This window comes from Hyphomonas sp. KY3, from assembly GCF_017309975.1.
Classification (GTDB): domain Bacteria; phylum Pseudomonadota; class Alphaproteobacteria; order Caulobacterales; family Hyphomonadaceae; genus Hyphomonas.
The window spans coordinates 435,310-460,231 of the sequence record NZ_CP022271.1 but is presented as its reverse complement, the minus strand read 5'-3'; the positions used below and the strand labels follow the sequence as shown (position 1 = coordinate 460,231).

The 24,922-nt window shown below is 58.5% G+C and carries 31 protein-coding genes; 13 read left to right on the top strand and 18 right to left on the bottom strand.

Features of this window, described 5'->3' with window-relative positions; genetic code table 11:
• The first annotated feature begins 4 nt into the window (after nucleotides 1-4).
• On the top strand, nucleotides 5-937 hold the full coding sequence (gene gcvA / locus CFA77_RS02475) for a transcriptional regulator GcvA (protein ID WP_206992108.1): 933 nt from the start codon (nucleotides 5-7) through the stop codon (nucleotides 935-937).
• Here the strand turns inward: gcvA and CFA77_RS02470 are convergent.
• From CFA77_RS02470 to CFA77_RS02455, 4 genes are all read right to left on the bottom strand, one after another.
• Nucleotides 934-1,383 (bottom strand): YcgN family cysteine cluster protein, encoded by a 450-nt coding sequence (locus CFA77_RS02470; protein ID WP_206992107.1) that lies wholly within the window; start codon nucleotides 1,381-1,383, stop codon nucleotides 934-936. The genes gcvA and CFA77_RS02470 overlap by 4 nt on opposite strands.
• On the bottom strand, nucleotides 1,380-1,661 hold the full coding sequence (locus CFA77_RS02465) for a GNAT family N-acetyltransferase (protein ID WP_034817077.1): 282 nt from the start codon (nucleotides 1,659-1,661) through the stop codon (nucleotides 1,380-1,382). The genes CFA77_RS02470 and CFA77_RS02465 overlap by 4 nt, the downstream gene beginning before the upstream one ends.
• The gene (locus CFA77_RS02460) at nucleotides 1,658-1,945 is read right to left on the bottom strand and encodes a GNAT family N-acetyltransferase (RefSeq protein ID WP_034817075.1); all 288 of its coding nucleotides are present in this window, start codon (nucleotides 1,943-1,945) and stop codon (nucleotides 1,658-1,660) included. The genes CFA77_RS02465 and CFA77_RS02460 overlap by 4 nt, the downstream gene beginning before the upstream one ends.
• Before the next feature lie 106 nt (nucleotides 1,946-2,051).
• Nucleotides 2,052-2,222 (bottom strand): CsbD family protein, encoded by a 171-nt coding sequence (locus CFA77_RS02455; protein ID WP_084333513.1) that lies wholly within the window; start codon nucleotides 2,220-2,222, stop codon nucleotides 2,052-2,054.
• 153 nt (nucleotides 2,223-2,375) lie between these two features.
• Between CFA77_RS02455 and mnmC the strand changes: the two genes are divergently transcribed.
• Nucleotides 2,376-4,226, top strand: coding sequence for an FAD-dependent 5-carboxymethylaminomethyl-2-thiouridine(34) oxidoreductase MnmC (mnmC, locus tag CFA77_RS02450; RefSeq protein WP_206992106.1), 1,851 nt, complete (start codon nucleotides 2,376-2,378; stop codon nucleotides 4,224-4,226).
• Here mnmC and CFA77_RS02445 read toward each other — a convergent pair.
• The 5 genes from CFA77_RS02445 to CFA77_RS17185 form a co-directional block, all read right to left on the bottom strand.
• Entirely contained in the window at nucleotides 4,206-4,415 is a 210-nt protein-coding gene (locus CFA77_RS02445) for a hypothetical protein (protein WP_206992105.1), read from the bottom strand. The genes mnmC and CFA77_RS02445 overlap by 21 nt on opposite strands.
• Nucleotides 4,416-4,460: 45 nt before the next feature.
• Nucleotides 4,461-4,907, bottom strand: coding sequence for an envelope stress response membrane protein PspC (pspC, locus tag CFA77_RS02440; protein WP_034817059.1), 447 nt, complete (start codon nucleotides 4,905-4,907; stop codon nucleotides 4,461-4,463).
• A gap of 12 nt (nucleotides 4,908-4,919) precedes the next feature.
• Nucleotides 4,920-5,174, bottom strand: coding sequence for an envelope stress response membrane protein PspB (gene pspB / locus CFA77_RS02435; protein ID WP_034817057.1), 255 nt, complete (start codon nucleotides 5,172-5,174; stop codon nucleotides 4,920-4,922).
• A gap of 113 nt (nucleotides 5,175-5,287) precedes the next feature.
• Nucleotides 5,288-5,980 (bottom strand): phage shock protein PspA, encoded by a 693-nt coding sequence (gene pspA, locus CFA77_RS02430; RefSeq protein WP_034817055.1) that lies wholly within the window; start codon nucleotides 5,978-5,980, stop codon nucleotides 5,288-5,290.
• 30 nt (nucleotides 5,981-6,010) lie between these two features.
• Nucleotides 6,011-6,142 (bottom strand): hypothetical protein, encoded by a 132-nt coding sequence (locus tag CFA77_RS17185; protein ID WP_255342029.1) that lies wholly within the window; start codon nucleotides 6,140-6,142, stop codon nucleotides 6,011-6,013.
• A 211-nt stretch (nucleotides 6,143-6,353) separates the two neighbouring features.
• Here CFA77_RS17185 and pspF point away from each other — a divergent pair, with 211 nt between their 5' ends.
• Entirely contained in the window at nucleotides 6,354-7,442 is a 1,089-nt protein-coding gene (gene pspF, locus CFA77_RS02425) for a phage shock protein operon transcriptional activator (RefSeq protein WP_206992104.1), read from the top strand.
• An 8-nt stretch (nucleotides 7,443-7,450) separates the two neighbouring features.
• Here pspF and CFA77_RS02420 read toward each other — a convergent pair whose 3' ends face one another.
• Together CFA77_RS02420 and CFA77_RS02415 are read right to left on the bottom strand one after the other, a co-directional pair.
• The gene (locus CFA77_RS02420) at nucleotides 7,451-7,801 is read right to left on the bottom strand and encodes a response regulator (protein ID WP_206992103.1); all 351 of its coding nucleotides are present in this window, start codon (nucleotides 7,799-7,801) and stop codon (nucleotides 7,451-7,453) included.
• Nucleotides 7,802-7,808: 7 nt separating this feature from the next.
• A complete protein-coding gene (locus tag CFA77_RS02415) occupies nucleotides 7,809-9,551 on the bottom strand; it encodes a PAS domain S-box protein (protein ID WP_206992102.1) in 1,743 nt (580 codons plus the stop codon).
• A 350-nt stretch (nucleotides 9,552-9,901) separates the two neighbouring features.
• Here CFA77_RS02415 and hpf point away from each other — a divergent pair, with 350 nt between their 5' ends.
• Nucleotides 9,902-10,495, top strand: a complete 594-nt coding sequence (gene hpf, locus CFA77_RS02410) for a ribosome hibernation-promoting factor, HPF/YfiA family (RefSeq protein ID WP_034817049.1) — start codon at nucleotides 9,902-9,904, stop codon at nucleotides 10,493-10,495.
• A gap of 23 nt (nucleotides 10,496-10,518) precedes the next feature.
• Nucleotides 10,519-10,989, top strand: a complete 471-nt coding sequence (locus CFA77_RS02405) for a PTS sugar transporter subunit IIA (protein WP_206992101.1) — start codon at nucleotides 10,519-10,521, stop codon at nucleotides 10,987-10,989.
• An 82-nt stretch (nucleotides 10,990-11,071) separates the two neighbouring features.
• Here the strand turns inward: CFA77_RS02405 and CFA77_RS02400 are convergent, their stop codons facing one another.
• Nucleotides 11,072-13,270, bottom strand: a complete 2,199-nt coding sequence (locus CFA77_RS02400; protein WP_206992100.1) for a M3 family metallopeptidase — start codon at nucleotides 13,268-13,270, stop codon at nucleotides 11,072-11,074.
• A 67-nt stretch (nucleotides 13,271-13,337) separates the two neighbouring features.
• Nucleotides 13,338-14,276 (bottom strand): nitronate monooxygenase family protein, encoded by a 939-nt coding sequence (locus CFA77_RS02395; protein ID WP_206992099.1) that lies wholly within the window; start codon nucleotides 14,274-14,276, stop codon nucleotides 13,338-13,340.
• A gap of 95 nt (nucleotides 14,277-14,371) precedes the next feature.
• On the opposite strand from CFA77_RS02395, the gene CFA77_RS02390 reads away from it, so the two are divergent.
• From CFA77_RS02390 to rpoN, 7 genes are all read left to right on the top strand, one after another.
• Nucleotides 14,372-14,824: a GNAT family N-acetyltransferase gene (locus CFA77_RS02390; RefSeq protein ID WP_206992098.1), complete on the top strand. Its 453-nt coding sequence runs from the start codon at nucleotides 14,372-14,374 to the stop codon at nucleotides 14,822-14,824.
• A gap of 6 nt (nucleotides 14,825-14,830) precedes the next feature.
• Nucleotides 14,831-15,313: a YaiI/YqxD family protein gene (locus CFA77_RS02385; protein WP_206992097.1), complete on the top strand. Its 483-nt coding sequence runs from the start codon at nucleotides 14,831-14,833 to the stop codon at nucleotides 15,311-15,313.
• Nucleotides 15,314-15,381: 68 nt separating this feature from the next.
• Entirely contained in the window at nucleotides 15,382-15,996 is a 615-nt protein-coding gene (locus CFA77_RS02380; protein WP_206992096.1) for a ribonuclease D, read from the top strand.
• A gap of 88 nt (nucleotides 15,997-16,084) precedes the next feature.
• On the top strand, nucleotides 16,085-16,759 hold the full coding sequence (gene lptC, locus CFA77_RS02375; protein ID WP_051608018.1) for an LPS export ABC transporter periplasmic protein LptC: 675 nt from the start codon (nucleotides 16,085-16,087) through the stop codon (nucleotides 16,757-16,759).
• Nucleotides 16,746-17,267, top strand: a complete 522-nt coding sequence (locus tag CFA77_RS02370; protein WP_051608017.1) for an LptA/OstA family protein — start codon at nucleotides 16,746-16,748, stop codon at nucleotides 17,265-17,267. The genes lptC and CFA77_RS02370 overlap by 14 nt, the downstream gene beginning before the upstream one ends.
• Before the next feature lie 98 nt (nucleotides 17,268-17,365).
• A complete protein-coding gene (gene lptB, locus CFA77_RS02365; protein ID WP_034817035.1) occupies nucleotides 17,366-18,100 on the top strand; it encodes an LPS export ABC transporter ATP-binding protein in 735 nt (244 codons plus the stop codon).
• A gap of 21 nt (nucleotides 18,101-18,121) precedes the next feature.
• Complete coding sequence (gene rpoN / locus CFA77_RS02360) at nucleotides 18,122-19,615, top strand: RNA polymerase factor sigma-54 (RefSeq protein ID WP_242517456.1); 1,494 nt, start codon at nucleotides 18,122-18,124, stop codon at nucleotides 19,613-19,615.
• Between the two features lie 3 nt (nucleotides 19,616-19,618).
• On the opposite strand, the gene CFA77_RS02355 is transcribed toward rpoN, so the two are convergent.
• From CFA77_RS02355 to CFA77_RS02345, 3 genes are all read right to left on the bottom strand, one after another.
• Nucleotides 19,619-20,410, bottom strand: a complete 792-nt coding sequence (locus CFA77_RS02355; protein WP_206992094.1) for a S1/P1 nuclease — start codon at nucleotides 20,408-20,410, stop codon at nucleotides 19,619-19,621.
• 87 nt (nucleotides 20,411-20,497) lie between these two features.
• Complete coding sequence (locus CFA77_RS02350; RefSeq protein WP_034817031.1) at nucleotides 20,498-21,334, bottom strand: ribokinase; 837 nt, start codon at nucleotides 21,332-21,334, stop codon at nucleotides 20,498-20,500.
• Nucleotides 21,331-22,254, bottom strand: a complete 924-nt coding sequence (locus tag CFA77_RS02345) for a nucleoside hydrolase (RefSeq protein WP_206992093.1) — start codon at nucleotides 22,252-22,254, stop codon at nucleotides 21,331-21,333. Before CFA77_RS02345 ends, CFA77_RS02350 begins: the two co-directional genes overlap by 4 nt.
• 86 nt (nucleotides 22,255-22,340) lie before the next feature.
• Here CFA77_RS02345 and cdd point away from each other — a divergent pair, with 86 nt between their 5' ends.
• Nucleotides 22,341-22,748, top strand: coding sequence for a cytidine deaminase (cdd, locus tag CFA77_RS02340; RefSeq protein ID WP_206992092.1), 408 nt, complete (start codon nucleotides 22,341-22,343; stop codon nucleotides 22,746-22,748).
• Here cdd and CFA77_RS02335 read toward each other — a convergent pair.
• Both CFA77_RS02335 and CFA77_RS02330 read right to left on the bottom strand, forming a co-directional pair.
• Nucleotides 22,745-23,293, bottom strand: a complete 549-nt coding sequence (locus tag CFA77_RS02335) for a thioesterase family protein (RefSeq protein ID WP_051608016.1) — start codon at nucleotides 23,291-23,293, stop codon at nucleotides 22,745-22,747. The two genes, cdd and CFA77_RS02335, sit on opposite strands and share 4 nt — an antisense overlap.
• A gap of 281 nt (nucleotides 23,294-23,574) precedes the next feature.
• A complete protein-coding gene (locus tag CFA77_RS02330; RefSeq protein ID WP_206992091.1) occupies nucleotides 23,575-24,756 on the bottom strand; it encodes a hypothetical protein in 1,182 nt (393 codons plus the stop codon).
• Between the last annotated feature and the right edge of the window lie 166 nt (nucleotides 24,757-24,922).

The following is a 24,922-nucleotide window of genomic DNA, read 5'->3' as shown; positions in this document are numbered from 1 at the left end:
ATCCATGTCAGACCCATCCGACCGACTTCCCCCATTGAACGCGCTGAGAGCCTTTGAGGCCGCCGCGCGGCGCCTGTCTTTTACACAGGCTGCCGAAGAGCTGAATGTCACGCCCGGCGCGATTTCACAACAGATAAGGCAGCTGGAAGAATATGCCGGCACGCCCCTGTTCAAGCGAACGGGCCGTTCAGTTTTGCTGACAGATGCCGCCCAGGCCAGCCTGCCGCTGGTGCGCGATGCATTCGAGAGAATTTCTGAAGCCGGGCGGATCATGCAGGCTCCAGCGCGCAAAGGCCGGGTCATGGTGTCATCTGCGCCGTCCTTCGCCGCGAAATGGCTGGCGCCCCGCCTTGATGGCTTCCACCGGGAACATGAGGAGACCGAGGCCTGGATCTCGGCCGATATGGGCCTGACCGATTTCACCACGGCCGATGCCGATTTCGCAATCCGCTATGGCCGGGGCAATTATGACGGCCTGAAATCTGAAAAGCTGATGGACGAGACTGTCTTGCCGGTCTGTTCCCCTGCCCTGCTGGAAGGAACCGACGCGATCCGCAAGCCCTCGGATTTGCGGCATCACACACTGATCCATGATGAGAGCAACGAGAATGACCCGTCCTGCCCCGACTGGGCCAGCTGGCTGCGTGCGCGGAATGTGAAAGATGTTGATGGCTCACGCGGCCCACGTTTCAACCAGGCGATCCTCGTGATCGAGGCGGCTGCCGCCGGACGCGGCGTGGCGCTTGCCAAACGCGCGATTGCAGCAGCGGATCTCGCCTCTGGTCGGCTGGTCGCACCCTTCGCGGATGGCTCCCACCTGATCGATTTCGGGTACTGGATCGTCTATCCGAAAGGCCGTCACCTGACGCCAGATGTACGCAACTTCATCAAATGGCTGAAGACCGAGGCGACCAATAGTGAAGTGGTCGGCGTCTAGGGCTCATTGCCTTCCCAGTCGACAATCCAGTCTTCTGTGTCCTCATCGAAGACCGTGTCCTCGGAAACGGTGCGTCCCCGGATCGAATGCCCCTCTTCGTGGATGCGGTTGCGATCACCACATACGAGGTAGTGCCAGTCCGGCAGCTCCTTGCCTTCATGGATCAGGCGATAGGCGCAGGTCTTTGGCATCCAGCGGATTTCCTCGACCTTCTTCGGAGTAAGAATCACGCAGTCTTCGACGATCTTCTTGCGATTTTTGTAGTCGGCACACTGACAGTTATCCCCGTCAAACAGGCGGCAATGGAGTCGCGTGTAAGCGATCTCACCGGTATCTTCATCTTCCAGTTTGAGCAGGCAGCATTTGCCACAGCCGTCGCAGAGGGATTCCCATTCCTGCGATGACATCTGAGCCAGTGGTGTAGTTTTCCAGAAAGGCTTGGTCATCCCCTCAGGGCAGCCCATTCCGGCGTCTTTTCAATAAGTGCCGTTGCAAACCAGCAAGACGAAGAAACCGTCTCACCCGCAGCTATGATGTCATTCATCACACGCGTCACCAGATTTTTGCCAAGGCCGCGTCCACCCAGTTCTCCCGGCACGATCGTGTGCGTGATATGGCGCAGCCCGGTCCGTGGACGCTCATAGGTCAGATATGCTTCCAGCCCGTTCTCGAAATAGCTGTAGCGCATATGATTTTCATCATGGGTGATGGGTATCGTGGTCATGCCAGTACATCCTGCCATTCTGCATGTTTTTGAATTTGCGCCTTCGCGAAAGGGCACAGCGGAATGATCTTGATTCCGTCCCGGCGCGCATCCTCAACCGCGCGTTTGACCAGGGCTACGCCGACACCCATGCCGCCGAGCGCTTTCGGAACGCCGGTATGGTCGATGATGATCCGCTCCGTACCCGCCTTCGAATAGGTCATCTCGGCCTCGTGGCCGTTGACCAGGGTGACGTAGCGCCCGCCGGTCTCTCCGTCTTCGCGCTTGATCTCAAACTCGCTCATGAGTGTATGCCTTCTGCTGAGAGCTCCTATGTGGCGCGCCATCCGGCAGCACGCAAGGAAAAGCCGCCCCCGGAGGAGCGGCTTTCACAGTGGTTCAGGGGGTCGCCTATTTGTTGACGGCGTCCTTTACGTCACCCGCTGTCTTGCGAGCTTCGCCTTCGGCCTTGTCCATTTTGCCTTCGGCTTGCATCTTCTTGTTGTCTGTCATTTCACCGACAGTTTCCTTGACTTCGCCTTCAGCTTCCTTGGCACCGCCCTTGAGATGTTCCTTGTCCATTTGGGTCTCCTTCAGTTTGTTTGTGTCGGCCGCATGATCGCGGTCACTCATTCAACGCGCGACGGACAAGAGCGATCCGATTAATTCGGTGTCAGAAAGCATGCAGCCGCGGAGGACTGTTCAAAACGGTATGGCCCGGCTAACCCGTCTCGCATGGCCCGCTTGCTCACGCATCCCATGATTGACTGGAAGGACGACGGCACGCCCGTCGCCCGCGAGGCGGGGGACGTGTACTTCACGGCGGGGGATGGACTGGCTGAAACCCGCGCGGTTTTCCTGCAGGGCTGCGGTCTTCCGGAAGCCTGGGCAGGCAAGACCGAATTCACGGTAGCGGAAACCGGGTTTGGCACAGGATTGAACTTCCTCGCCTTGTGCGAACTGTGGCAAGCGCACCGACCAACCCCGGATGCATGGCTCCACTTTGTCAGCTTCGAAGGCTTTCCCCTGACTGAGGCCGATGCGGCGCGCGCGTTGGGCGCGTGGCCCGAACTGGCATGCTTGGCAGCGCGACTGCTCGCCGATTGGCCAGGGCCTGTGCGCTGTGTACACCACCTCGTCTGGCCTGATATCGGCGTCACTCTCACGCTTCATCTCGGCGATATTCACGACACGCTGCCCCAGAGCCAGTTCATGGCCGATGCCTGGTTTCTCGACGGATTCAGCCCGGCAAAGAATGAAGCCATGTGGTCAGCTGATCTTTACGGACTGATTGCAGAGCGCTCCAAGCCCGGCGCTAGCATCGGCACGTTCACCGTGGCAGGCGCAGTTCGGCGCGGACTGACAGAGGTCGGCTTCGATGTCGTCAAAGCACCGGGACACGGCCGCAAGCGGCAGCGACTGGAAGCAAGGTTGGCACTTGCCTCTCCCGCCAAGCCGGACATTTACGGCCTGCGCGCGCATAGTGACCCTCGCCAAAAGATCGCCATTCTGGGCGCAGGAATTGCCGGGGCGAGCGCGGCTTACGCCCTGACAGAGCGCGGCGCAGATGTGACTGTGTTTGATCCAGTTGGCCCCGCAAGCGGCGCAAGTGGCAATCCGCTGGCCCTTATGATGCCTCGGCTCGATGCGGGCGACACGGCGCAAGCCCGCTTGCTGATCGACGCTTATCTTGCCGCCCGCCGCGCCTATTCAGGCATGGAAGGCGCACACGAAACCACCGTACGCCAAATGCCAAAGGACAAGGCCGAGCAGACCCGGTTCGCGAAATTGCTTGCGGACCCGCCTCTGCCTTTGGAAGACCTTGAAGCCATTTCGGGCGGCGGCCTGCTCCACAAGCGCGCACTGGTCCTTGAGCCTGCGCGGATCATTTCCGGATTGCTCGACAATGTTCGGGTCCGGACCGGGACGGTCGAGATTTCGCTACAGGATCGCTTGGTGAATGCCGAGGTGTTCGACATCATTGTCCTCGCCACCGCCATGGAGACGAACCGGCAACTTGGCTGGGTCGGGCTGGAAGGCCGATTGGGTCAGGTCGAGAGCGTCTCGGACGCCACACCCGTTCAAGCAGAGGCAATGGCGAGCGGGCACTACGCACTGGCATTGGAAGATCAGAGGCTCTGGGGCGCTACCTTTGAAAAAATCGAAGATGGTGTACCGGCTGCAACGTCCGCCGCTGCCCGCGCCACCAATGCCGACGCATTGCGACAATTGTCTCCATGGTGGCAACGAAGCGCAACGTCGCTGCCCGTTCAGTCTCGTGCTGCCATTCGTGCGACCACCGCTGATCGATTACCCCTGGTCGGCGCCGTGCCCGATTACTCTGCAGCGCTGGAGACATTTTCCGGCATGCGAAAAGGGCGCCCTGTCGATGCGGACGCCCCCGTGTTGCCGGGCATATTCATGGTGAACGGTTTTGGCGCGCGCGGCTTTACCTGGGGCCCCTGGGCCGGCCGGGTGCTGGCGGCCATGTGCCTTGGCGGGCCCTCCCCCGCCGAAGTGGCGGCGCTCGAGGCGGTCAGCCCCGTGCGCCTGATTGTTCGCGCCTTAAAGCGCGGTGAAGTCTGACTCACCAAAAGAGCGGGCGATGCTGAGGCGAACGCCCCCCTCTTCATGCGGCGCAAACGTCATCTGAAGCCCGCCGAACTCCAGTGCTGTCTGTCCCTGGAGGCTGGAGAGAAAGAGTACCATCATCAGGATGAGGATGGAGATCCCTCCGAGCAGCCAGTTATTCGTCAGTAGCGTCCCCTTACGCATTTTTCCGGTCCTTCTTGTCGGATGGTTAGGGTGAATGGGCGCGGTCTAGTTGCCACGCTCCAGGTCGCGGAATTCCTTGCGCAGTCGCCACTCGTCAGATGTGACCTTGCGTTCGATATCCCTGAGGCGTTCATCGAGATCCATGAAAGTGTATTTCAGGTTCCCGAAAGTGGCTCTGGGGCGGTCGTTCACGTTGCGCCAGAAAACATCTTCTTCCGGTGATATGGTACGACCGCCCAAAGGTGTCCGCGGCGTGATCATCCAGACGACGATATAGGCAATCAGGGCGATCGGTCCGGCGACAAAGAAAAAGGCGAGCACGGCCAGCAGGCGCACCAGGATGGGTTCCCAACCAAAGCGTTCGGCAAGGCCGCCACAGACGCCGGCAATGACCTTGTCATGACGCGAGCGGTAATAGCGCTTCGGATTCGGGGAGCCGTACTGGTCGCCTTCTGGGGCTGTATCACGGTAGGCACGGGATTGGCGGGACATATGTCTGGGTCCTTAGTCGTCAAAAGTGGGGCGGGAAGAACGAGGCGGCCTGCGGGGGCTGTCCGCTTCGCTCTGCTCAAGGAGAGATTCGAGCGTCTCGATCCGGCGTTCCATCGCCTTGGCCGAGCGCCAGAGATCCTCCATCATGCGCTCATCGTCGGGCATCAGGGTTTTCTGCTTCCGCCACAGGGTAATGTAGTGGAAGATCATGCCCGGGAGGACGATGAACAGCGAGACGATCGCTATGATTGGAATAAACTCATCCATCAGGCGGCCTCGTCAGCAGATGGCTGCCGGTTGGCGCGCGCCTGGGCGATGAGGCCCGGAGCGCAGACCAACGTCATGAAGCCGGTGAGGCAAGCGAGTGAAAACAACATCGATTAGTCCTCCGATTTCTTGCTGGAAGACTTCGCCGATGACTTGGCGCGCTTCGCTTTCAGGGCTTCGAGTTCCTTCTCGACGCTCTCGTCACGCTCCAGCGCGGCGAATTCGGCTTCGAGGGTCGGTTCACGGCCCTTGATCGTGTCAGCATAGGCTTCCATTTCGTCGACCTTGCGCTCGATATTGCCGTAGCGCGCCAGCGCATCATCCACTTTGCCGTCATAGACCTGGCTGCGAATGCGAATGCGCTGTTCAGCAGCTTCGCGGCGCATCATCAGTGCCCGATGCTTTGCCTTCGCTTCGTCAAGTTTGGCTTGAAGCTTGGCCAGATCGTCCTGGCGCTTCTCGAAGGCTTCTTCTGCCGCGTCCATTGCCAGCTTGCGGCGTTCGATTTCGCCATCAGCTTTCTGCTTGGCGGTCAGAGCGCCACGGGCCAGGTCTTCACGACCCTTGTCGATGGCCAGTTCAGCCTTTGCAGCCCATTCGTCGCGGGTCTGCGTGAAATGGACGATTTCGCGTTCCATTTCCTTTTTGTCTGCCATGGCGCGGGCCGCGGCGGTGCGAACCTCAACCAGCGTATCTTCCATTTCCTGGATGATGAGCCGGGCAATCTTTTCAGGATTTTCGGCGCTGTCGAGCATCGCGTTGATGTTGGAATTGATGATGTCACCGAGTCGGGAGAACAAGCCCATTTTGGTGTCCTTTCGTGAGTGGGGGGAGGATTAGAAGAACAAACCGCCGAAGAAGATGCCGACGACGAAGAACATCCAGCTTTCCGCCGGGCGCGTCGCGAGCCACCGACCGAAACGGCCAGCATCCGAGCGGGCTTCCGAAGTGTTGTAGCGATCTTCCATTTTCAGTTTGTCCTTCTTGTGTTTGTGAGCAACGCCCTGTCGCTCCGAGCCCTTCTGTCATTTCAAGGACCGTGCCAGTTCAAAATTAATTTTATAGTACGTTGTTTTATATCGATATTTTATCATTTTGACTGGATGCCGTTTTTAATTTTTAGTATTTCTCGCCAAATGCATTGTAGATTTAATCGCCACTTTTGGTTATTTTGACTAAATGGTTGATCAGAATACACAATTGCTGGGCCAAGCCCCTGCATGGCTCAGCGCGCAGGAGCATGTCTCCCGCGTCGCCCCGCTGGATCGCCCCATCCTTGTCATCGGGGAGCGGGGAACCGGCAAGGAGTTGATCGGAGAACGCCTTCACTTCCTGTCCAAGCGCTGGGACGGACCGTTCGTGAAGGTCAATTGCGCCGCACTGTCGGAGACCCTGCTGGATTCTGAACTATTCGGGCATGAGCGCGGGGCCTTTACCGGCGCAACCGAAATGCGGCGAGGCCGGTTTGAACTGGCCGATGGCGGTACGATCTTCCTCGACGAAATAGCCACCGCCAGCGCGCAGGTTCAGGAAAAATTGCTGCGTGTTGTCGAGTATGGCGAATTCCAGCGGGTGGGCGGTTCAAAAGTACTCTCAACGGACGTTCGCATCGTGGCCGCCACAAACGCCGACCTGCCGGGCATGGTGGAGGCAGGCGAATTCCGCGCCGATCTTCTGGACCGACTTGCTTTTGACGTCATTACCCTGCCGCCGCTGAGGGCCCGGCCCGGTGATGCCAGCCTGCTGGCCGACCATTTCGCTCGGCGTATGGCAATTGAAATGGCGCAGGATTTCCCCGGTTTTGCCCCCTCGACCATTGCCGCTATCGAAGCTCATGACTGGCCCGGCAATGTACGTGAACTGCGCAATTTCGCGCAAAGGCTCGCACATCGCGCCATGCTGATGGCACCGGACGAACCGGTCTTGTTCGATCCGGCCGTACTCGACCCATTCGATTCTCCCTGGCGCCCGACTGGCTCCGGCAAGACAGGTCACTCCGAGACGCTTCAGGCCGACCCGGTACGCATTCGCGACAATCCAGAGATCGCCGCGGATTTCAGCGCGCAGGTCGCCGCTTTCGAGATGCAGTTGATTGACGAAGCCCTCAGCCTGTCACAAGGCCATCAGGGCCGCGCCGCAGATTTGCTGGGACTCTCCTATCATCAATTCCGGGGTCTTCTGAAAAAGCATGACTATGGGCGCAATGCCGGTAAACCGGCCGATCCTGAGGCTGGCACCCCCATCAAAGGACCTGTGAGGGCCATGTAGGCCAATCTTCAATCCGAATCTGCGAAACCCTTCAACTGTTCGATCAGCCGCGGGTAATGCACAGGCTTTGTATGGATCGGACTGTCGGCAAGCCCGTCCTGCAAGTCGGCTTCGTTATTGCCGGTGACAAACACGAACGGAATTCCGAATTCCTTCAGGCGATGCGCCGTAGGAAACGAGGCAACCCCTCCGAGATCCATATCGAGCACAGCCGCATGGATTGACCCCGGCTCGATGAGCGCTTTGGCGTCCTCATTGCTCGCAACAGGCCCGACCACTTCCATGCCTGCATCTTCCAGTTGCGTCTTCATATCAAATGCGATCAGGAAGTCGTCTTCCAACAGTAATATCTTCGGCATAGTCCCCCTACCTTCTAGCTGGAAAGCGAAATTGAGCTTTTAATCCTTTCGGGTCAAAGGTTAAGTTCGATTTCCCGCCAAGAGCGTGTGACAGACTCTGTTCGATAAGCACACTGCCGAAGCCTTTCCGGCTGGGAGGCACCACCGGCGGACCGTCTGTTTCGACCCAGTCGATGATCACGTCAGGGTCATCATCCGTCTCTTCTATGAACCAGCTGATGCTGAGCCGTCCGCTATCGTTCGAAAACGCACCATACTTGGACGCGTTCGTGGCCAGTTCGTGCAGGATCAATCCGAAAGCGTGTGACCCTTGCGGCCCTAAGACAAGCGGCGGCCCCGTCATTTCCAGCCGCGTGCCATCAGCGGGCGCATAGCCAAGAACCTGATCCCGGATGAGACGAGAAATATCCGATGAGTCCTGCGTCGTGGATACAAGCAGGTCATGGCTGGCCGCAATGGCGCGCAGGCGCCCGGTGAATGATTGGCGAAAGCCTTCAAAGTCTGTCGCCTCCCGCAGCGTGTGGGCGGCGATGGCCTGAATGGTCGCCAACGAATTCTTGACCCGGTGATTCAGTTCACTGAGCAACATTTCGCGGTGTGCTTCGGCCCGCTTGCGTTCCGAGATATCCACTGCGGACATGACAATGTCTGTCACCTGGCCGGATTCGTCGAAAATGGGCGCCAATTGCACGTCTACCGGTATCAGCAAGCCTCGAGAATCCCGGATTTCAGCATCGAACCGCATGCGGCGTCCCGCTTCTGCCTTGGCAAAGGCCGAGATCAGGCGATCCTGCATCGCGCGCGTGTGAGACCATGCCGGATGCTGCCAGATCGGCTTCCCGACAAGGTCCTCGCTCGCCGCCCCGGTTAGTCGAAGGGAGGCTTCGTTGATTTCCAGCAGGATTCCACTGGGTGTGGTAAGCCCGATCATCGAAACGATGCCATCGAGAATGGTGCGCTGGCGTTGCTGGCTTGCATGCAACTGGAGTTCGGCCTGCTTGCGCGCGGTGACATCCTGAAATGACACAGCGAAGCCGTCCCCGACCCGAGCGACCGTGAAGCGGAACCAGCGCGGAACGCCATTGTCTGGATAGTAGAGCTCTCGCCGCCAAGGCGTTCCGGTCTCTACCGTGTTGCAAAAGACGTTGAACAGACCTCTTGCAAAGGCCTCGGGCATGACTTTCGATAGCCGCTTGCCGATCAGGACATTCGCCGAGCGCGCCGTCAGCTGTTCTGCTGCGGGATTGACGAACTCCCAGACGAAATCCTCGATCTCACCGGAAACAGCGCGCTGACTTCGCAGGATCATGAATCCGTCCGGGTTGGTCTCCTGCACGATGCGGAACCGGGTTTCGCTGTCTGTTAGTGCCCGGCTGATGCGCTTCTTTTCCGTTATGTCCTGAAGGATCGAAATGAAATAGGCGACCGTGCCATCCGGATTGCGAATGCAACTGACCGAAAGCAGGACCCAGACAATCCGGCCGGACTTGTGGTAATAACGCTTTTCGATCCGATAGGTCTCGCGCCTGCCCTCAAGCACCTCGTTGAGGAGCCCGACATCCAGGTTCAGATCATCCGGGTGAGTGATGTCCTGAAACGTGATCTTGAGCAATTCGTCGCGCGGATAGCCCACAATTTCGGAGACGCGCCGATTGACGTTCAGCCATTGTCCCTGAGGGCCCACATGCGCGATCCCCACGCTGGCATGCTCGAACGTGGCCCGGAACATGGCATCACTTTCAACCAGCATGACTGCCGGTTTATTCGGTTCCTCGGGCTCACCGGTCGACATGCCTTGAGTTCATCCTTGATGGAGAGATATTAATTCAGGTAACTACGCGAAGATGTAAATCAGGTTACCCTGACTGTACTCCTCATAGGTCATTGTAACCATGTAATTTTTGACGCCAGACTGCACGCAGGGCGTTGCAGGCGCATCCTAGTGTGGCGACGCCAGAATACATATTTCACACGCAATGTACCGCTCGGCTCTTGAGGCCGGTTCTTCCCCTTCCCAAGTCAGGAAAATGAGGAATTCGATTCGCCTCATCGGCAATTCTGCGCCATACTTGAATCCTGAAAAAACAAAGGAGACCGCCCGTGCAGATACAGATTACTGGCAAGCATATGGATCTCGGAGAGGCTCTGCGGAGCCGCATCGAAGACGGACTGGAGGCGGCAGTCAGTAAGTATTTCAACCGAACCGGCGACGCTCGCGTTTTCGTGTCCCAACAGGGCCCCTTCGTCGAAGTTGACTGCAATGTGCACCTGCCCTCTGGCATTATCCTCCAATCGACCGGCAAGGCGGAAGACCCTTATGCGGCGCTGGAAAACAGCCTCGACAAGATGGAAAAACGGGTGCGTCGCTACAAGCGCCGACTGAAGGACCATCATGCCGGTACATCGGCTCCAATGCCGAACGAACTGGCTCCGGAAGCCGTGTTCCAGGTGAATGGTCACGATGCCGCCGAGGAAGAGCATTACGAAGAGCCGGATGACACACCGCTGACTGTCGCGGAAACATCGCACTCAATTCGGACAATGAGTGTCTCAGAAGCTGTTATGCAGCTCGAACTGCAGGAAGTGCCTGCCCTAATGTTCAGAAATGCTGGCCATGACGGGCTTAATATGGTCTACCGCCGACCAGACGGTCATATTGGATGGGTGGATCCAGCGAACGTCCCGAGGAACTAGTCCGGAACACGGAAAGTAACTTCATGGCGACTGATTTGACATCCCTGCTCACGGGCGGGGTAATCATACCATCTTTGGAAGCGAAAAGCCGCAAACAGGCAATTCACGCGCTCGCAGAGGCTCTTGCCGAAGCGACAGGCATTGGCCTGCGTGAGATTGAGGATGCCGTAATGGAGCGCGAACGCCTCGGATCGACCGGTGTCGGCGAAGGCGTTGCCATCCCGCACGCCCGTCTTGAGGGCGTCGACGCACCTGTCGGCGGTTATCTGAGACTGGTCCACGGCGTCGATTTCGAAGCGATTGATGATCGCCCTTGCGACCTGATTTTCATGCTGCTGGCTCCGAAATCTTCGGGCGCTGACCATTTGCGGGCCTTGGCCCAGGTAAGCCGCACATTCCGCCAGAGCGCCGTACGTGACGCCTTGCGCGAAGCGAATACGGAAGAAGAAGTCAAAGCGATTGTCTGCCGCGAAGCTGTCGAACAATCTGCCTGAGACACGTCTGACTCCACTGACATGAAAAAGCCCGCCGAATGTTTCCGGCGGGCTTTTTGTTTGGATGTCGACCGAGCGCCGATCAGCCTTCGCTTGGCTGCTGCTCAGAGAAACCGCGCAGCTTCAACAGCGGCTCAATGGTTGGGTCGGAGCCACGGAAATTCCGGTACAGCTCGTCTGCTTCGCGCAGACCGCCAGATTCATAGACCCATTTCTTCAGCCGCGCCGACAGTTCGGGATCATAGATGTCGCCCGTATCGCGGAACGCGGTGAAGCCATCGGCATCCAGAATCTCGGACCAGAGATAGGCGTAATAGCCTGCCGAATACCCACCCGCGAAGATGTGGCTGAAATACTGGCTGCGATAGCGCGGTTCGATCTCCGGGATCAGGCCGTATTCCTCCAGCACTTGTTGCTCAAATGCCCGGGCATCGGTGATTTCGGCGGCTTCCTCCGAAGTCAGCATGTGCCAACGCAAGTCCAGCAGCGACGCAGCGATGAACTCAGTCGTCTTGAACCCCTGATTGAAGGTCGCAGCAGCGTTCATCTTGTCGATCAGTTCGAGCGGAATTGGCTCGCCGGTTTCGTAGTGATTTGCATAGGTTGAAAGCACTTCGGGGGCGCCAGCCCAATGCTCGAGGATCTGGGCGGGGAATTCAGTATAGTCACGAGGACCATCAACACCGGAGAATGTGGAATAACGGATCTGCGTCAGCAAGCCATGCAGACCGTGGCCGAATTCGTGGAACAGCGTCTCAACTTCGTCAAACCGCATGAGGGTCGGCTCACCCTCGGCCGGAGTGATCAGATTGAGATTGTTGGTGATGATCGGGCGAATATTGTTGCCATTGACGTTGGACGTGTCGCGGAACGAGCTCATCCACGCTCCACCACGCTTGGAATCGCGGGCATACATATCGACCATGAACAGGCCGAGATGGTCACCGGTTTCCGCATCCTTGACGTCATACGCGGTCACAACCGGATTCCAGCCGTCAACCTCGACCGGCTCGATCGTGATACCGAGCAGTTTGGAGGCAACATCGAACGCCCCGTCCCGCACGGCGCCGAGTTCGAAATATGGTTTCAACGCATTGTCATCGAAGGCGTAGAGATCCTGGCGGACCTTTTCGGAATAGTGCCACCAATCATGTCCGGCAATCTGGAATTCGTCGCCAACCATGTCTTGCATGGCCGCGCGTTCTTCCTTGGCACGCTCGAGGCCTGGTTCCCAGACGCGGAGCAGGAACTCCTCGGCGCCTTGCGGCGTCTTGGCCATGCGTGTTTCCAACTGGTAGTGTGCGTGGGACTTGTATCCCATCAATTCGGCACGCTTGGCACGCAGCTGGGCAATCTTGATCGCGAGCGGGCCATTATCGAACTCGCCCTCGGACGCACGCAGGCGATAGCCATCGAACATCTTCGCGCGCAGATCGCGGTTCTCGCTCTGCGTCATGAAGGTTTCGTAGACAGAGCGATCAACGGTCAGGACCCACTTGTCTTCGCCGTCGACTTTCAGGGCGCTTTTGAAATCGTCTGAAAGGCCGACAAGCTCTGCCTCGTCAGTGACCTCGATCTTGAAAGCCTTGGTCGACAGGAGCAAATTGCGACCGAACTTGGTGGTCAGGCCCGACAATTCCTCATTGATCGCGGCGACCTCGGTTTTGACTTCCGGGGAAAGGTCCGCGCCATTGCGGACGAATTCGCGATGGACCAATTCCAGCAGGCGCGCATCCTGCTCGTCCAGCCCCAGCCGATCACGCTGGCTGTAGACGGTCTTAACGCGCTCGAAGAGATCCTGATTGAAATTGATCGCGTTCATCTCGCGAGTCAGCATGGGCCAGATTTCAGCCTCCAACTCGCTCAGCGTGTCATTGGTATCTGTATTTGTGATGTTGCCGAAAACATTCAAAACCTTGTTCAGCGACCCACCGGCGACATCAATCGCGACGATTGTGTTCTCGAATGTCGGCGCGTCCGGATTGTCGACGATGGCATCAATGTCCGCACGCAACTCCAGAATCGCCTTCTTCGTTGCCGGCATGTAATGCCCATCATCGATTTCGGCGAAGGGTGGGACGCCATAGTCGGCCGTCCACTCCTGACGGAATGGATTGCCTGCGAGTTCCTCATCACTGACGACAATCTCCGGCAGCCCGGTCTCGCTGGCGGTCGCCTCGGTTGCAGCGGGCGTTTCCGGGGTTTCCGCTTTCTCGCCACAGGCGGACACGGCAAGGGCGAGCGCAGCAACGCTGCCCGCGAGCAATGATTTTCTGGTCATGGGATCCTCTCAGGTCAGTTAATGCCGTTTAGCGATAAATCACGGCAAAAACCAGACCCGTCGCGGCCTATTTCGGCAGGCGAGCTACGACTTCATGATACTCGGCCAGGGTTTCTTCTAGGATTTGAGCGACGGGCTTGACCGCGTGAATCCGCCCTGCGACCTGCCCCGTAAGGGCAATGCCAGCTTCGAGGTCTCCGTCGAAATAGACTTTCTGCGTCCCGGCAAATTCTCCGAAAATATTCTCCACGCCCTCCCTCAGGATGCGCTCTGTACGCTCCGTACTCAAGGCGCGCAGTGCCGGCCCCGGACCTGATCGGTTCAGGAAGACGGTGTCGGTCGCATCCGCAGCAAAGATCGCGTCCTTCCAGTTCTGGTGCACCGGGCTCTCTTCCGAGGACAGGATACGCGTACCCATCAGAACACCTTCCGCGCCAAGCGCAAAGGCAGCGGCCATGCTGCGCCCATCGGTTATGCCCCCTGCTGCAACCACGGGAACATTCACATGTTCGCAAACCAGCGGGATGAGAACCATCGACGCAACATCTTTCGGGTTCTTGAAGCCGCCCCCTTCCCCGCCTTCGACAATCAGGCCATCCACGCCAGCTTCAATCGCCCTTAGCGCGCCCTGAAGCGATGGGACGACATGAAACACGGTGAGGCCTGCCTCCTTCAGCATCGACGTATACTTCATCGGGTCGCCCGCAGATGTTGTAACGAACTTGATGCCCTGATCGATGATGAAGTCGACAATGTTCGGGTCACGCACGAAGGCCTGGGCAACATTCACACCGAACGGTTTGTCCGTCAGGTCGTGCATCTTGAGGATTTCCTCGCGGATCACATCCAACTCGCCAGAAGACGTCTCGATGATGCCCATGCCACCAGCATTCGAGAAGGCCGAGGAGAGTGGCGCGCGAGCGATCCAGCCCATCGCGGCCTGAATGACGGGCTTCTCGATTCCCAGCATTTCGGTGATGCGGGTTTGGACGGGTGCTGTTGCCATGTGACTTCCTCCATTTTGCCGATAAAAGAAGGGGGAATGGCGAGGCCTGCAAGCCCTTGCCTTGCGTCAGTGCCTGCGGGCGGGAAGACTTGCCAATGATCTTGAGACCGCCACGCCTGGACGAATTGCCATACTTGTCGGACCTGTGCCTGCGATCAAAGGCGGTGTGGGACTATGACGAAGCCATGCTGGACGCATTCAAAGACGAACTCACGCTGACCGAGGACGACCTGGAATCAGACGTCGTCATTGTGGCGGAGGATTTGCGCGGTGTGGCAGGGGTAGCTCAACTATCTTTTGATGAAACCGGATCGAGCTATCTGGACAAACTGTTTGTCGAGCCGGTCCGGCTCGGCGAAGGCACCGGAAAGATGCTGTATGTCTGGGCGTGCCGGTATGCACAGGGCTCCGGAGCAAAGGAGATGGTCATCGAGGCCGATCCGGATGCGGCGCCCTTCTATGTCCATATGGGAGCAGAGCCGGCCGGAGAAGCCGAGTCTGGCTCTATTCCAGGACGTTTGCTGCCCCGACTGGTGCACAAGCTGTAGTCTCGCATGTCTGACACCCAGCCGCCCCCGCCACAAATTCTCGTCGATGCAGATGCGTGCCCCGTCAAGGACGAGATATACAAGGTTGCACTACGCCATGACACGCCTGTGGTGATCGTTGCCAATTCCTATATCCGCATTCCCGAGCACAGATTGGTCAGCCGCAAAATCGTGTCAGATGGCTTCGATGCGGCCGATGACTGGATTGCGGAAGCTTCCACACCAGAGTCGGTCGTCATCACAGCGGACATCCTGCTGGCCGACCGCGCCCTGAAGGCGGGCGCAGCCGTCATTTCCCCGAATGGAAAGCCCTTCACGGATGCCTCAATTGGCAATGCCGTGGCCGTGCGCGCAATTCATTCCGATCTTCGTGCAGGCCTCGGCGACGGCATCGCCCGCGGACCAGCCCCCTTCTCCAAGTCGGATAGGTCGCGCTTTCTCTCAGCTCTGGACGCAGCCCTCGTCGCGCTGAAGAAAACCCGCAGCTAAGTGTGAGCCGATTGTTACCGGAGCGCGGAGATACTTGCCCTTAACGCCTGAAGTGCTAGAGCCTCGGCATGAACGGCATTACTCTTCACAAGGGCGACCTGCCCGCTGGTATCGACTTTGGCCCTGTTGTGGCGGTGGATACCGAGGCAATGGGCCTGAACCTGTTGCGCGACAATCTCACGCTCGTCCAACTTTCGTCCGGGGATGGCACGGCCCACCTGGTACAGCTGGACCGGGACTATAACTGCCCGAACCTCAAAAAAGTCCTGACCGACCCGAAAGTGCTCAAACTGTTCCATTTCGCGCGGTTTGACGTATCGATGATGAAACGCTGGATGGGCATCGATTGCGCGCCGATCTGGTGCACCAAGATCGCCTCGAAGCTGGCGCGTACCTATACGGATCGCCATGGCCTGAAGGACGTCGCACGCGAAATCGCAGGCGCTGACATGTCCAAGGCCCAGCAAAGCTCAGACTGGGGCTCAGCCGAACTGACCGACGCGCAACTCCAGTATGCCGCCTCTGACGTGCTTTACCTGCACAAGATCAAGGACGGGCTGGAAGCCATGCTGAAGCGCGAAGGCCGGCTGGAACTGGCCGAGGCCTGTTTTGCATTCCTGCCAATTCGCGCGACGCTCGACTTGTCCGGCTGGGCAGAAACCGACATTTTTGCGCATAGCTGACATAGTCGTCATGCCTTCGCCGCTTTTGTTTCGGAGCATGGACCGCTAAACGATTACTGTAGTTAAGAAAACAGGCAACCGCGTATCCATGGACGCCGTCAAGCATCACGATCCGGCATCATTATGGGCTCCGCGGCGCCAATTGACGCTGGACCAGGCCCGCAAGCGGTCTCAAGGCGTGCGCCTGTTACGCCTCGCCTTTTCGGCTTGCGCGGCCATCTCGATTGGCTTGTTTCTTGGATACATTGTGCGCAGCGCTATCGCGAAGGATGCGACACCTGTCCAGGTGGCGCAGGGTGAAACCGTCACCATGCTCAATCCGCGTTTTTCAGGTCGGGATTCGGTCGGGCAGAGCTTCAACATCACGGCAGATGCGGCGCGACGGCGCCAAACCACCGGTACACTGGTCGATCTCGTCAATCCTGTTCTGTTGGACCAGACTGGAAGCGAAATCCGCGCACCATCGGGGATGTATGACCGTGATGCCGGAATTCTGGAACTGTATGAGGATGTCCGCATCGCGGATGCCAATGGATTCACCTTCATGACATCTGGCGCGCGCGTGTTCGTCGATGAGGGGCGCGTCGAAGGTCTTTCGCCATTGCAAGGCAGAGGGCCTCTTGGCGATATCAGCTGTGACTCGTATGAAGTTCTGGAAGATGGCAACCGCGTCATCTGCAAAGGCAATGTCAAAACGGTGCTCTACCCTGCCCCGGAAGACACAAATGAAACGATTGAAGGTGAGACAGATGGCTCTCAATAGAATTCTTGTTTCGCTGACCGCTCTGGCAGCCTTCGCAATGCCGGCCGCCGCGCAGATCTCTTCTGAAGGCGGCCCGATCTACATCAATTCGGAACGTACCGAGAGTCTGGAGCGCGAGCGCAAGGTGCTGCTGATCGGCAATGTCGATATCCAGCAGGGCGATGCCCGCTTGCGCGCGGATACGGTGACCATGATCTTTGCGGAAAAGCCGGCTGGCACGACGCAATCCACCAGCGTCGGCGGCGGTTTCGGTCAGGTCAAGACAATGATCGCCGAGGGCAATGTCTTCTACATCACAGCAGATATGAAGGCCAAGGGCGATCGCGGCGTATATGATGCGGCCAGCGATATCATTACCATGACCGGGAATGTGGCCCTGTTGCGCGAGCGCGACGTGGCCGAAGGCGCCGTATTACGGGTCGAGATCGGCAATCGCCGGACAACGCTGGACGGGGGTGACGGACGCACCCGAATGGTGATTGATCCGGACAATCAGTCAGGAAACTGAAAAAATTTTGGCGCGCACGTGAAGCCGATCTTAAGTATGTAAGGTTAAGCCTGTTTCCGGGTGGCAATATCCCAGTAGATTGAGGGAATTCAGAAAAGATGACGGATTCGGCCGAAGGCCTTGTCGTAAACAGCATTGCCAAGTCTTTTGGCAAGCGACAGGTCGTGCGGGATGTGTCTCTGAGCCTTCAACGTGGGGAAATTGTCGGCCTGCTTGGACCCAATGGGGCCGGCAAGACGACCTGCTTTTACATGATCATGGGCCTGATCGGCGCGGATTCCGGATCGATTTCCATCGATGGCGAAGACGTGACCCGTTTACCCATGTACCAGCGCGCGCGCCTTGGCGTGGGCTATCTTCCACAGGAAGCCTCGATCTTTCGGGGCATGACCGTGGAAGAAAATGTGATGGCCGTCGCGGAACTGGTCGAAAAAGACCGGGCAAAGCGTATGGCACAGGTCGATAGCCTGCTCAGCGAATTGCATGTGGAACATCTTCGTGGCCAGGCAGCCACGTCGCTATCCGGGGGCGAACGCCGCCGGGTGGAAATTGCCCGCGCGCTCGCATCGCGTCCAAGCTTCATGCTACTGGATGAACCGTTCACCGGTATCGACCCGCTCGCCATTTCCGACATTTCCGATCTTGTCCGCTATCTCAAGCAGCGCGGCCTGGGTGTTCTGATCACGGACCACCAAGTGCGCGAAACCTTGCAGATCGTCGACAAGGCCTATGTAATGTATGAAGGTGAAGTCCTGTTTGATGGTACGCCGCAAGACGTGCTCACCAATGAGGATGTACGCAGGGTCTATCTGGGTGAGCAGTTCGCCGCTTAGGAAAAAGGCGCGGGCTTGGGAATGAAACAGTCACTCGACATGCGCCAGGGTCAATCCCTGGTAATGACGCCACAGCTTCAGCAGGCGATCAAGCTGTTGCAACTGTCAAACCACGAACTGTCGGAATTCGTCGAAGCGGAGATTGAACGCAATCCCCTGCTCAACAAGGCCGAAGAAGAGGGTGCCGCGGAAAGCGACGCCCCGAGAACGGAAAATCGCGAACAACTTTCGCTGGATGACACATCTGGCCTCGGCGCGGCGCGCGAGCAACTCGATGCACCGGGTGAAGACGTCTATGAACCGGGCACAGGTTCGGATGCGGCGATGCCAGCCGGAAATTCCGGACCATCGGCAACGACGGACTGGTCCACCGCCAGCAGCGGCGGCGGATCCGGGGAGGACTTCGATTATACCGCAAATATAAGCTCCGAAATATCCCTTCACGAACATTTGCACACGCAGCTGAACCTGGCTGGCCTTTCAGCGGCCGACCGACTGATCGCGGCACGCCTGATCGACGAAACCGACGATACGGGATATCTGCGCGCCGATCTGGAGGAAGTCGCCACGGCGCTCGGCGCTGACATCGCGAATGTCGAGGCCGTATTGGGTGTATGCCAGGGCTTTGATCCGACGGGCGTCATGGCGCGCTCGATACCGGAATGCCTGGGCCTGCAACTGAAGGAGCGGGGTCGATATGATCCGGCCATGGAAGCCATGGTCAAGAATCTCCAACTCGTTGCCAAGCATGACCTGAAAGGCCTTGCGGATATCTGCGGTGTCGACAAGGAAGATCTGCTCGACATGATGACGGAGCTGCGCCAGCTGTCACCGAAGCCGGGTTCCAGCTTTGCCGGCGATGCATCGGTCGCGGTGACACCAGACGTTTATGTGCGCGAAATGCCCAACGGCATGTTTGCCGTTGAGCTGAATTCGGAAAACCTTCCGCGTGTCCTGATGGACAAGGCCTATTATGCCGAAGTGACGGCCTTGCCGATGCGCGACAAGGAAAAGGAATTCATCTCCGAATGCGCCGCATCGGCCACATGGCTGATCAAGTCGCTAGACCAGCGCGCCCGCACCATCCTGAAAGTCGCCAGTGAAATCGTCCGCCAGCAGGACGCCTTCTTCGCGCATGGCGTCGCACATTTGCGACCGTTGAATCTGAAGCAGGTCGCAGACGCGATCGAGATGCATGAATCCACGGTCAGTCGCGTGACGACGAACAAGTACATGTCGACCCCACGCGGCCTGTTTGAACTGAAATACTTCTTCTCCGCCTCAATCCCTGCAACAGGTGGCGGCGAAGCACATTCAGCCGAGGCAGTCCGCCATCGGATCAAGAATCTCATTGAGAACGAGAAGCCTGATGATGTACTGTCGGACGACCAGATCGTCGAAATCCTGACAGGCTATGGCGTGGATATCGCCCGCCGCACCGTCGCGAAGTATCGCGAAAGCCTCAGCATCCCGTCCAGTGTCCAGCGCCGCCGCATCAATCGCGCGAGCGCCTGACCCCTATTCAGTCTCTGGGGCCGGCTCGAACATCGCGTTCAGATAGGCCGCAAGGCGCACACCGCCCTTGCTCATCTGCTGGTTCAGGATTGGCCGCGCCATATAGGCGTAGTCGTAGGACAGGATTTCCGATTCCGGATAGATCGTGTCGCGAATGGCGGCGCTCTCATCGGCCCATTGTCCGGGCGTGGCCGCGCCCCACTCGCCCAGGTCAGCCGGCGTGATTTTCTGAACCAGCCAATTGGCCCATTCGGTATAGGAGAGCTCTTCATACTGAATGAGCTTCTCGTCCCAGACCTCGTGCAAATTCGACATTTCCTCGAAGAAGACGACATCGACCCAGTTCCCGCCCCGGTCGGTCCCGTTGCCGGCATGGAGCGGCTGCTGGAGGTCCCCGACAAGGTGCACAATGAACCGAAGCGCCAGTTGGCGCTCCTCAAGAGACGCGGCAGGATCGAGCACGGTGGCCCGAAAACTTGCAAGCGCCGTGATGGCGTCTCCGTTCGCGGGCGGTGTCACATCCGCATAGGTCTGCCCTTCAGGGATCGTGACATAATGCCAGGGATTGGCTTCCGAGCGCCAGAAGGAGTCTGGATTGGAACGCATATAGTCTGGCCAGTCGGATGCTTCGGCAAGACCTTCGGGTCCGAGAATGTCTTCGATAGCTGTTGCAGCGGGTTCGCTAAGATAGGTCGTCGCGACCTCCCCCACGATGCGGTGGCCGGTCTTGCCCCAGGCTGAGGCCGGAAGGGCGAGCGCCGTCACCGCGAGCGCGCTGGCAATCAATCGAAACATGGGGAAACCTCCAACCATCAAAACCTAATTCCAGAAAGCCCTAGCGCGGCCATGCGTCAATTGCATGAAGACGCCTGCGCCCGCCAATCAGAGATATGGATCGAGATCGACACGCTTCGGCAAACTCGGCTGCGCGCCGGGCTTCGTACATGCAACAGCGCCCGCAGCCACCGCGAACTCCAGCGCCTTCTGAGGAGACTGGCCCTCGATCAGGGCCACGGTCAGCGCCGCGGTGAACGTGTCCCCGGCTCCGACCGTGTCGACCACGTTCACTTTCGGGGGTAACGCCTGAGCGATCTGCTTGCCATCTTTCCAGAGCGTTGCCCCGTCACCGCCAAGCGAGATCGCAACATACGCATCCAACTGGTGTAACGCCCCGCCATAAAAGGCCGCTTCGGTCTCGTTCACGCTGATCAGGTCCGCTTCAGCTAGCAATGCGTCGGGCACGACCATGGCCGGAGCAAGGTTCAGGCTTACGAATCCGGTGGCCTTGCGCGCTGCTGCAAGCAACGTGTCTGCGCTGACTTCCAGAACCCCCATCATGTGTTCAATCTCGACGAATTCGACATCAGCAGGGCGCAACACGGCATTCGCGCCGGGGCAGACCACTATCTGGTTCTCGCCATCGGCAGACACCGCGATCAGCGCGACGCCCGTTGTTTCCCCATTCACGTGTTGGACTCCAGACAGGTCCACGCTGCCGGCCTGCAACAGCTTCAAAGCTTCCTCTGCCATATCGTCCGCGCCGACAGCCCCCACCAGACGGACATCCGCGCCCAGACGGCGCGCCGCCAAAGCCTGGTTCGCGCCTTTGCCGCCGGGATGGCGGGCAAGCGTGGCACCCGTCACCGTTTCCCCCGGCCGAGGCAAACTCGCACCCGTCGCGACGATATCGAGATTGATAGATCCAACAATCGTGATCATGATGTCTCCAGCAAATCCTTCACCAACAAAAAGAAGCCTGCGGCATCCGCCTTGGTGATCCAGGTATGGCGACCGGCTTCAAGCCTGGACGGACGCGTCTGACCAAACCGCGCCCCGGACTCCGTTTCGACCGTCACATCTGCCTTGCGCCCCTCAAACAGATGCGGCGCGAGCAGGTAGGCAATGGTCGAAGGATCATGCATCGGTGTGCGCTTGCCCTTCCATTTCTGTTCCAGGGCATTCGCCGCTTCCAGCAGCTGGACCATGATGCGCGGCCGGTCGCCCTCCAGTGTGCGGAAGGGAGCCAGATGGGAGTCGAGCGCCCGGACCTGATGTGTCACATCCAGAGAGAGTATTGTGGCTGACGTCTCGCTCCCCAGCACAACAGCCGCCGCATGGGGGTCTGCAAAGACATTGAACTCGGCAAAGGGCGTGATATTGCCGCCCTCGCTGTCAGCGCCGCCCATAAGGACCAGTTGGTCAATACTCTCCGCAATATCCGGCGCCATGATCAGCGCTGTCGCGAGATTGGTCATCGGCCCTGTCATCACGATCGACAGGCCCTTCGGCCCGGCGGCGCGAAGCATGTCGATCAGCGCGTTGACGGCATGCGCTTCGGCCAGCGGCGTTTCCGGCGCAAACGGTTCAAGCCCGGCAATCCCGCTCTCGCCGTGGAAATCCTCCGCAGTGACCGGCGTGCGCACCATTGGACGCGGGCACCCGGCATATACGGGGACCTCCCTGCGGTCCATCAAGTCGCACATCATGCGCGCATTCCGGCTGGTCAGATGAAGCGGCACGTTGCCGGCAACGGTCGTGATGGCACGTATGTCCAGATCTGAACTGGCCAGCGCCATCATCAACATGACGGCGTCATCCACACCGGGATCACAATCAATTATCAGGGGAATACGGGACATGGCGCTTCGCAGGATTCGGCAATCAAGTGACAAGACAGGCGACAATGCCTAAGCAGGAAGCCCGCACTTGGCCAGAGGATACCTGCGTGACCGACCCGTCCCCTTCCCTGATTGACCGACTTCAAACTGCCGCGAGCGCCGCGCGTGAACAGGCCCACGCTCCCTATTCCAAATTCAAGGTTGGCGCCGCCGTCTTGGATGAACAGGGCAGGATTTTCGCGGGCTGCAATGTCGAGAATGCGGCCTATCCATTAGGAACGTGCGCTGAAGCGGTCGCCCTGGGTGCCATGGTGGTTTCGGGCGGAAAGACTTGCTCGCACGTGCTGGTAATAGGCGGGGACGGAGACCTTTCGCCATGCGGTGGCTGCCGCCAGCGTATTGCCGAATTGTGTGGTCCGGACTGCATCGTCTACGCGGTAGCAGCGGACGGGACCGCCCTGAAAGAGTGGAAGATGGCAGATCTGCTCCCGAACGCCTTTTCGTTTGATCGTTAGGTGCTTCTTTCCGCGTTCCGCGCAGCGTCTTTCGCCTGCAAGTCTGCGATCGCGTCAAGATAGCGCTGGCTCAGCTGCGGGCTTTCGAGGTTGAGCCCCATTGCTTCGAGCGCCATTTGCGTGTCCACCTTTTTCCGACCTCGCCCCACCAGCCGCGCCACCATGCGGCTCTCCGCAATCAGCTTGCCCTTGCTGTGAAACTGATGACGGAAACAAATATAGCAGTCAGCCCACCCAACCAGTTGCGTCGTCAGTTCGAATTTCTGCGGGAATTTCATCATCCGATAGAAGGTGATCGACTCGTGCTGGATGATCGGACTCCAGCCGCGCTTGCGATACGTCATCAGCGCACCGGTACGGCCCATATAGTTCATCGTGCCGAGATCGGTGAACGAGGAATAGCGCGAATTGGTCATGTGACCCAACGGGTCCTGGTCGCCTATCCAGACGGAGGAGCGGACTGTGTGAACATCCATCAGTCCGGTCCGCTTTTTCGTGAAGAAAGCCGGAAGGAAAATACGAAGAAACCTGAAGAACAGATTCATGGACTTACTCTAACCCGTGGACGCGTATCATGGTAAACAGAGATTTCGCTCTCAAGCACCAGATCACGCTGCGTAACAACTGCACCTTTGCTCTGAACGTCATGCAATAGAATGAAGAGCGCCGGTACGACCAGCTTTCGCAAGTCGCAGGCCAGAAACGTAGTAAATGCTCCGCAAGACAGAAAAAAACCGGCACATTCTGTGCCGGTTTAGTTCAGATGGAGAAGCACCATGTCGTTGCTTCAATAGTTCTATGCGTGACACGCAGAAGAGTTCATTTTTCAGGAAATGTCTTGGTTAACGCTTTCAGGCTCGGCGTTTACTTGCGACCTGCCATACAGGATCAGAAGCGCGACCAGACCAATCGACGTGCCCTGACTGGAAAAAAGTTCAAGCATGAGCGCGAAAAACCAGCCGGGAATCGATGTACGGGTCTGCGCTTCAACGAGAATGTCTCCCGAGCCCGTGCCCAGCAGTTCCGCATTTGCGGTCTCAATTCGCGCCAGCAGGTCGTCACGGCGGCGCGCCAGTCCGAGTTCATTCTGTGCGTCTCGGTAGGGCTTCTGGTGCGTTCGTCCGACCCGCTCGACCTCTTCTATATAGGCCTCCAATCCATCGACTGATCGGGTTTCTGGAGGGATGCCTTCCAACTGGCGCCGCCAGTCAGCGATCTGTGTGGCGAGCACGTCCCGGTTTGAACCAGCCCGGACAAGCTCTGCCTCGGCGGCCTGATTGTTGGCGGCGATGTACATTTGCGTGCCAACAATAGAAGTGCCCCCTCCAGCAAGGGCGAACAGCAAGGCACGAACCCCCTCTTTCATTCGGTGGTTGGCCGAATGCCAATAGAAGAAAGTGAAGCCACCGAATGAAATGATCGCCGCGATCACGCCGGTCCATCCCCAGACGCCCGACTGAAGCGGGTCGGCCACGGATTTGGAAAAGGCTTGATAGTTCGCAAAACCGGAGAGGCCCGCTGCCGCGAGGCCTGCCCCGAGGAAGACGAGGGCCAGCAATGTGATGATGATCTTCTCGCCTGTGTGGCGACCCTGACGCGCCGCCTTGCGGGCTTGTTTGCGCTCCAGTCGTATTTCGGCGTCGGACCGGACCCGCTGCCCCTCCCCCAATTGCATCACTCTCGGCTCGGCGCGAACGACCGCGTGGGTTGCCCGGATCGGCGCTTCTGAGAATTCAGCATCCATGATGGCGGGCGCCCGGGCTTCCTGGGCCAGCTCGCCGCTTTCAAGCGCGCGAACAAGCTCCCGGAAAGAGCCCGATTGACCACAATTGGCGCAATGGAACTTTTCGGTCAGCTGGTTCAGCGTCAGACTATTATCGCCGGCCTCGATACAGTCCGGGGTCAGGGGGCATGTACTTTTGAGTTCAGCTTCATCCTGACTGGAATCCAGATCCAGTCCCAGTTCCCGAAGGCGTTGCAGATCAAATTGGCGACGATCGTCTGCCATGCAGCGCCTCCCATACCAGCCCGGCACATGTTCCTGACGTGTTCTAGCGGGTTAGGAGCCAGTTCGTCACCCCTGCACCGCACGTTTCGGTCACAAGCCCGTCAACAATGCGGTTCCATCTTTACGACAACAGCTTTGAGGCCTTAAGTCTGTATTAATTCAGTCC

What these genes read in the sequence shown, in the direction of transcription:
- gcvA (WP_206992108.1), top strand. Translation starts at nt 5, where the DNA reads ATGTCAGACCCATCCGACCGACTTCCCCCATTGAACGCGCTGAGAGCC.
- CFA77_RS02470 (WP_206992107.1), bottom strand. Translation starts at nt 1,383, where the DNA reads ATGACCAAGCCTTTCTGGAAAACTACACCACTGGCTCAGATGTCATCG.
- CFA77_RS02465 (WP_034817077.1), bottom strand. Translation starts at nt 1,661, where the DNA reads ATGACCACGATACCCATCACCCATGATGAAAATCATATGCGCTACAGC.
- CFA77_RS02460 (WP_034817075.1), bottom strand. Translation starts at nt 1,945, where the DNA reads ATGAGCGAGTTTGAGATCAAGCGCGAAGACGGAGAGACCGGCGGGCGC.
- CFA77_RS02455 (WP_084333513.1), bottom strand. Translation starts at nt 2,222, where the DNA reads ATGGACAAGGAACATCTCAAGGGCGGTGCCAAGGAAGCTGAAGGCGAA.
- mnmC (WP_206992106.1), top strand. Translation starts at nt 2,376, where the DNA reads ATGGCCCGCTTGCTCACGCATCCCATGATTGACTGGAAGGACGACGGC.
- CFA77_RS02445 (WP_206992105.1), bottom strand. Translation starts at nt 4,415, where the DNA reads ATGCGTAAGGGGACGCTACTGACGAATAACTGGCTGCTCGGAGGGATC.
- pspC (WP_034817059.1), bottom strand. Translation starts at nt 4,907, where the DNA reads ATGTCCCGCCAATCCCGTGCCTACCGTGATACAGCCCCAGAAGGCGAC.
- pspB (WP_034817057.1), bottom strand. Translation starts at nt 5,174, where the DNA reads ATGGATGAGTTTATTCCAATCATAGCGATCGTCTCGCTGTTCATCGTC.
- pspA (WP_034817055.1), bottom strand. Translation starts at nt 5,980, where the DNA reads ATGGGCTTGTTCTCCCGACTCGGTGACATCATCAATTCCAACATCAAC.
- CFA77_RS17185 (WP_255342029.1), bottom strand. Translation starts at nt 6,142, where the DNA reads ATGGAAGATCGCTACAACACTTCGGAAGCCCGCTCGGATGCTGGCCGT.
- pspF (WP_206992104.1), top strand. Translation starts at nt 6,354, where the DNA reads ATGGTTGATCAGAATACACAATTGCTGGGCCAAGCCCCTGCATGGCTC.
- CFA77_RS02420 (WP_206992103.1), bottom strand. Translation starts at nt 7,801, where the DNA reads ATGCCGAAGATATTACTGTTGGAAGACGACTTCCTGATCGCATTTGAT.
- CFA77_RS02415 (WP_206992102.1), bottom strand. Translation starts at nt 9,551, where the DNA reads ATGCTGGTTGAAAGTGATGCCATGTTCCGGGCCACGTTCGAGCATGCC.
- CFA77_RS02405 (WP_206992101.1), top strand. Translation starts at nt 10,519, where the DNA reads ATGGCGACTGATTTGACATCCCTGCTCACGGGCGGGGTAATCATACCA.
- CFA77_RS02400 (WP_206992100.1), bottom strand. Translation starts at nt 13,270, where the DNA reads ATGACCAGAAAATCATTGCTCGCGGGCAGCGTTGCTGCGCTCGCCCTT.
- CFA77_RS02395 (WP_206992099.1), bottom strand. Translation starts at nt 14,276, where the DNA reads ATGGCAACAGCACCCGTCCAAACCCGCATCACCGAAATGCTGGGAATC.
- CFA77_RS02390 (WP_206992098.1), top strand. Translation starts at nt 14,372, where the DNA reads ATGATCTTGAGACCGCCACGCCTGGACGAATTGCCATACTTGTCGGAC.
- CFA77_RS02385 (WP_206992097.1), top strand. Translation starts at nt 14,831, where the DNA reads ATGTCTGACACCCAGCCGCCCCCGCCACAAATTCTCGTCGATGCAGAT.
- CFA77_RS02380 (WP_206992096.1), top strand. Translation starts at nt 15,382, where the DNA reads ATGAACGGCATTACTCTTCACAAGGGCGACCTGCCCGCTGGTATCGAC.
- lptC (WP_051608018.1), top strand. Translation starts at nt 16,085, where the DNA reads ATGGACGCCGTCAAGCATCACGATCCGGCATCATTATGGGCTCCGCGG.
- CFA77_RS02370 (WP_051608017.1), top strand. Translation starts at nt 16,746, where the DNA reads ATGGCTCTCAATAGAATTCTTGTTTCGCTGACCGCTCTGGCAGCCTTC.
- lptB (WP_034817035.1), top strand. Translation starts at nt 17,366, where the DNA reads ATGACGGATTCGGCCGAAGGCCTTGTCGTAAACAGCATTGCCAAGTCT.
- rpoN (WP_242517456.1), top strand. Translation starts at nt 18,122, where the DNA reads ATGAAACAGTCACTCGACATGCGCCAGGGTCAATCCCTGGTAATGACG.
- CFA77_RS02355 (WP_206992094.1), bottom strand. Translation starts at nt 20,410, where the DNA reads ATGTTTCGATTGATTGCCAGCGCGCTCGCGGTGACGGCGCTCGCCCTT.
- CFA77_RS02350 (WP_034817031.1), bottom strand. Translation starts at nt 21,334, where the DNA reads ATGATCACGATTGTTGGATCTATCAATCTCGATATCGTCGCGACGGGT.
- CFA77_RS02345 (WP_206992093.1), bottom strand. Translation starts at nt 22,254, where the DNA reads ATGTCCCGTATTCCCCTGATAATTGATTGTGATCCCGGTGTGGATGAC.
- CFA77_RS02335 (WP_051608016.1), bottom strand. Translation starts at nt 23,293, where the DNA reads ATGAATCTGTTCTTCAGGTTTCTTCGTATTTTCCTTCCGGCTTTCTTC.
- CFA77_RS02330 (WP_206992091.1), bottom strand. Translation starts at nt 24,756, where the DNA reads ATGGCAGACGATCGTCGCCAATTTGATCTGCAACGCCTTCGGGAACTG.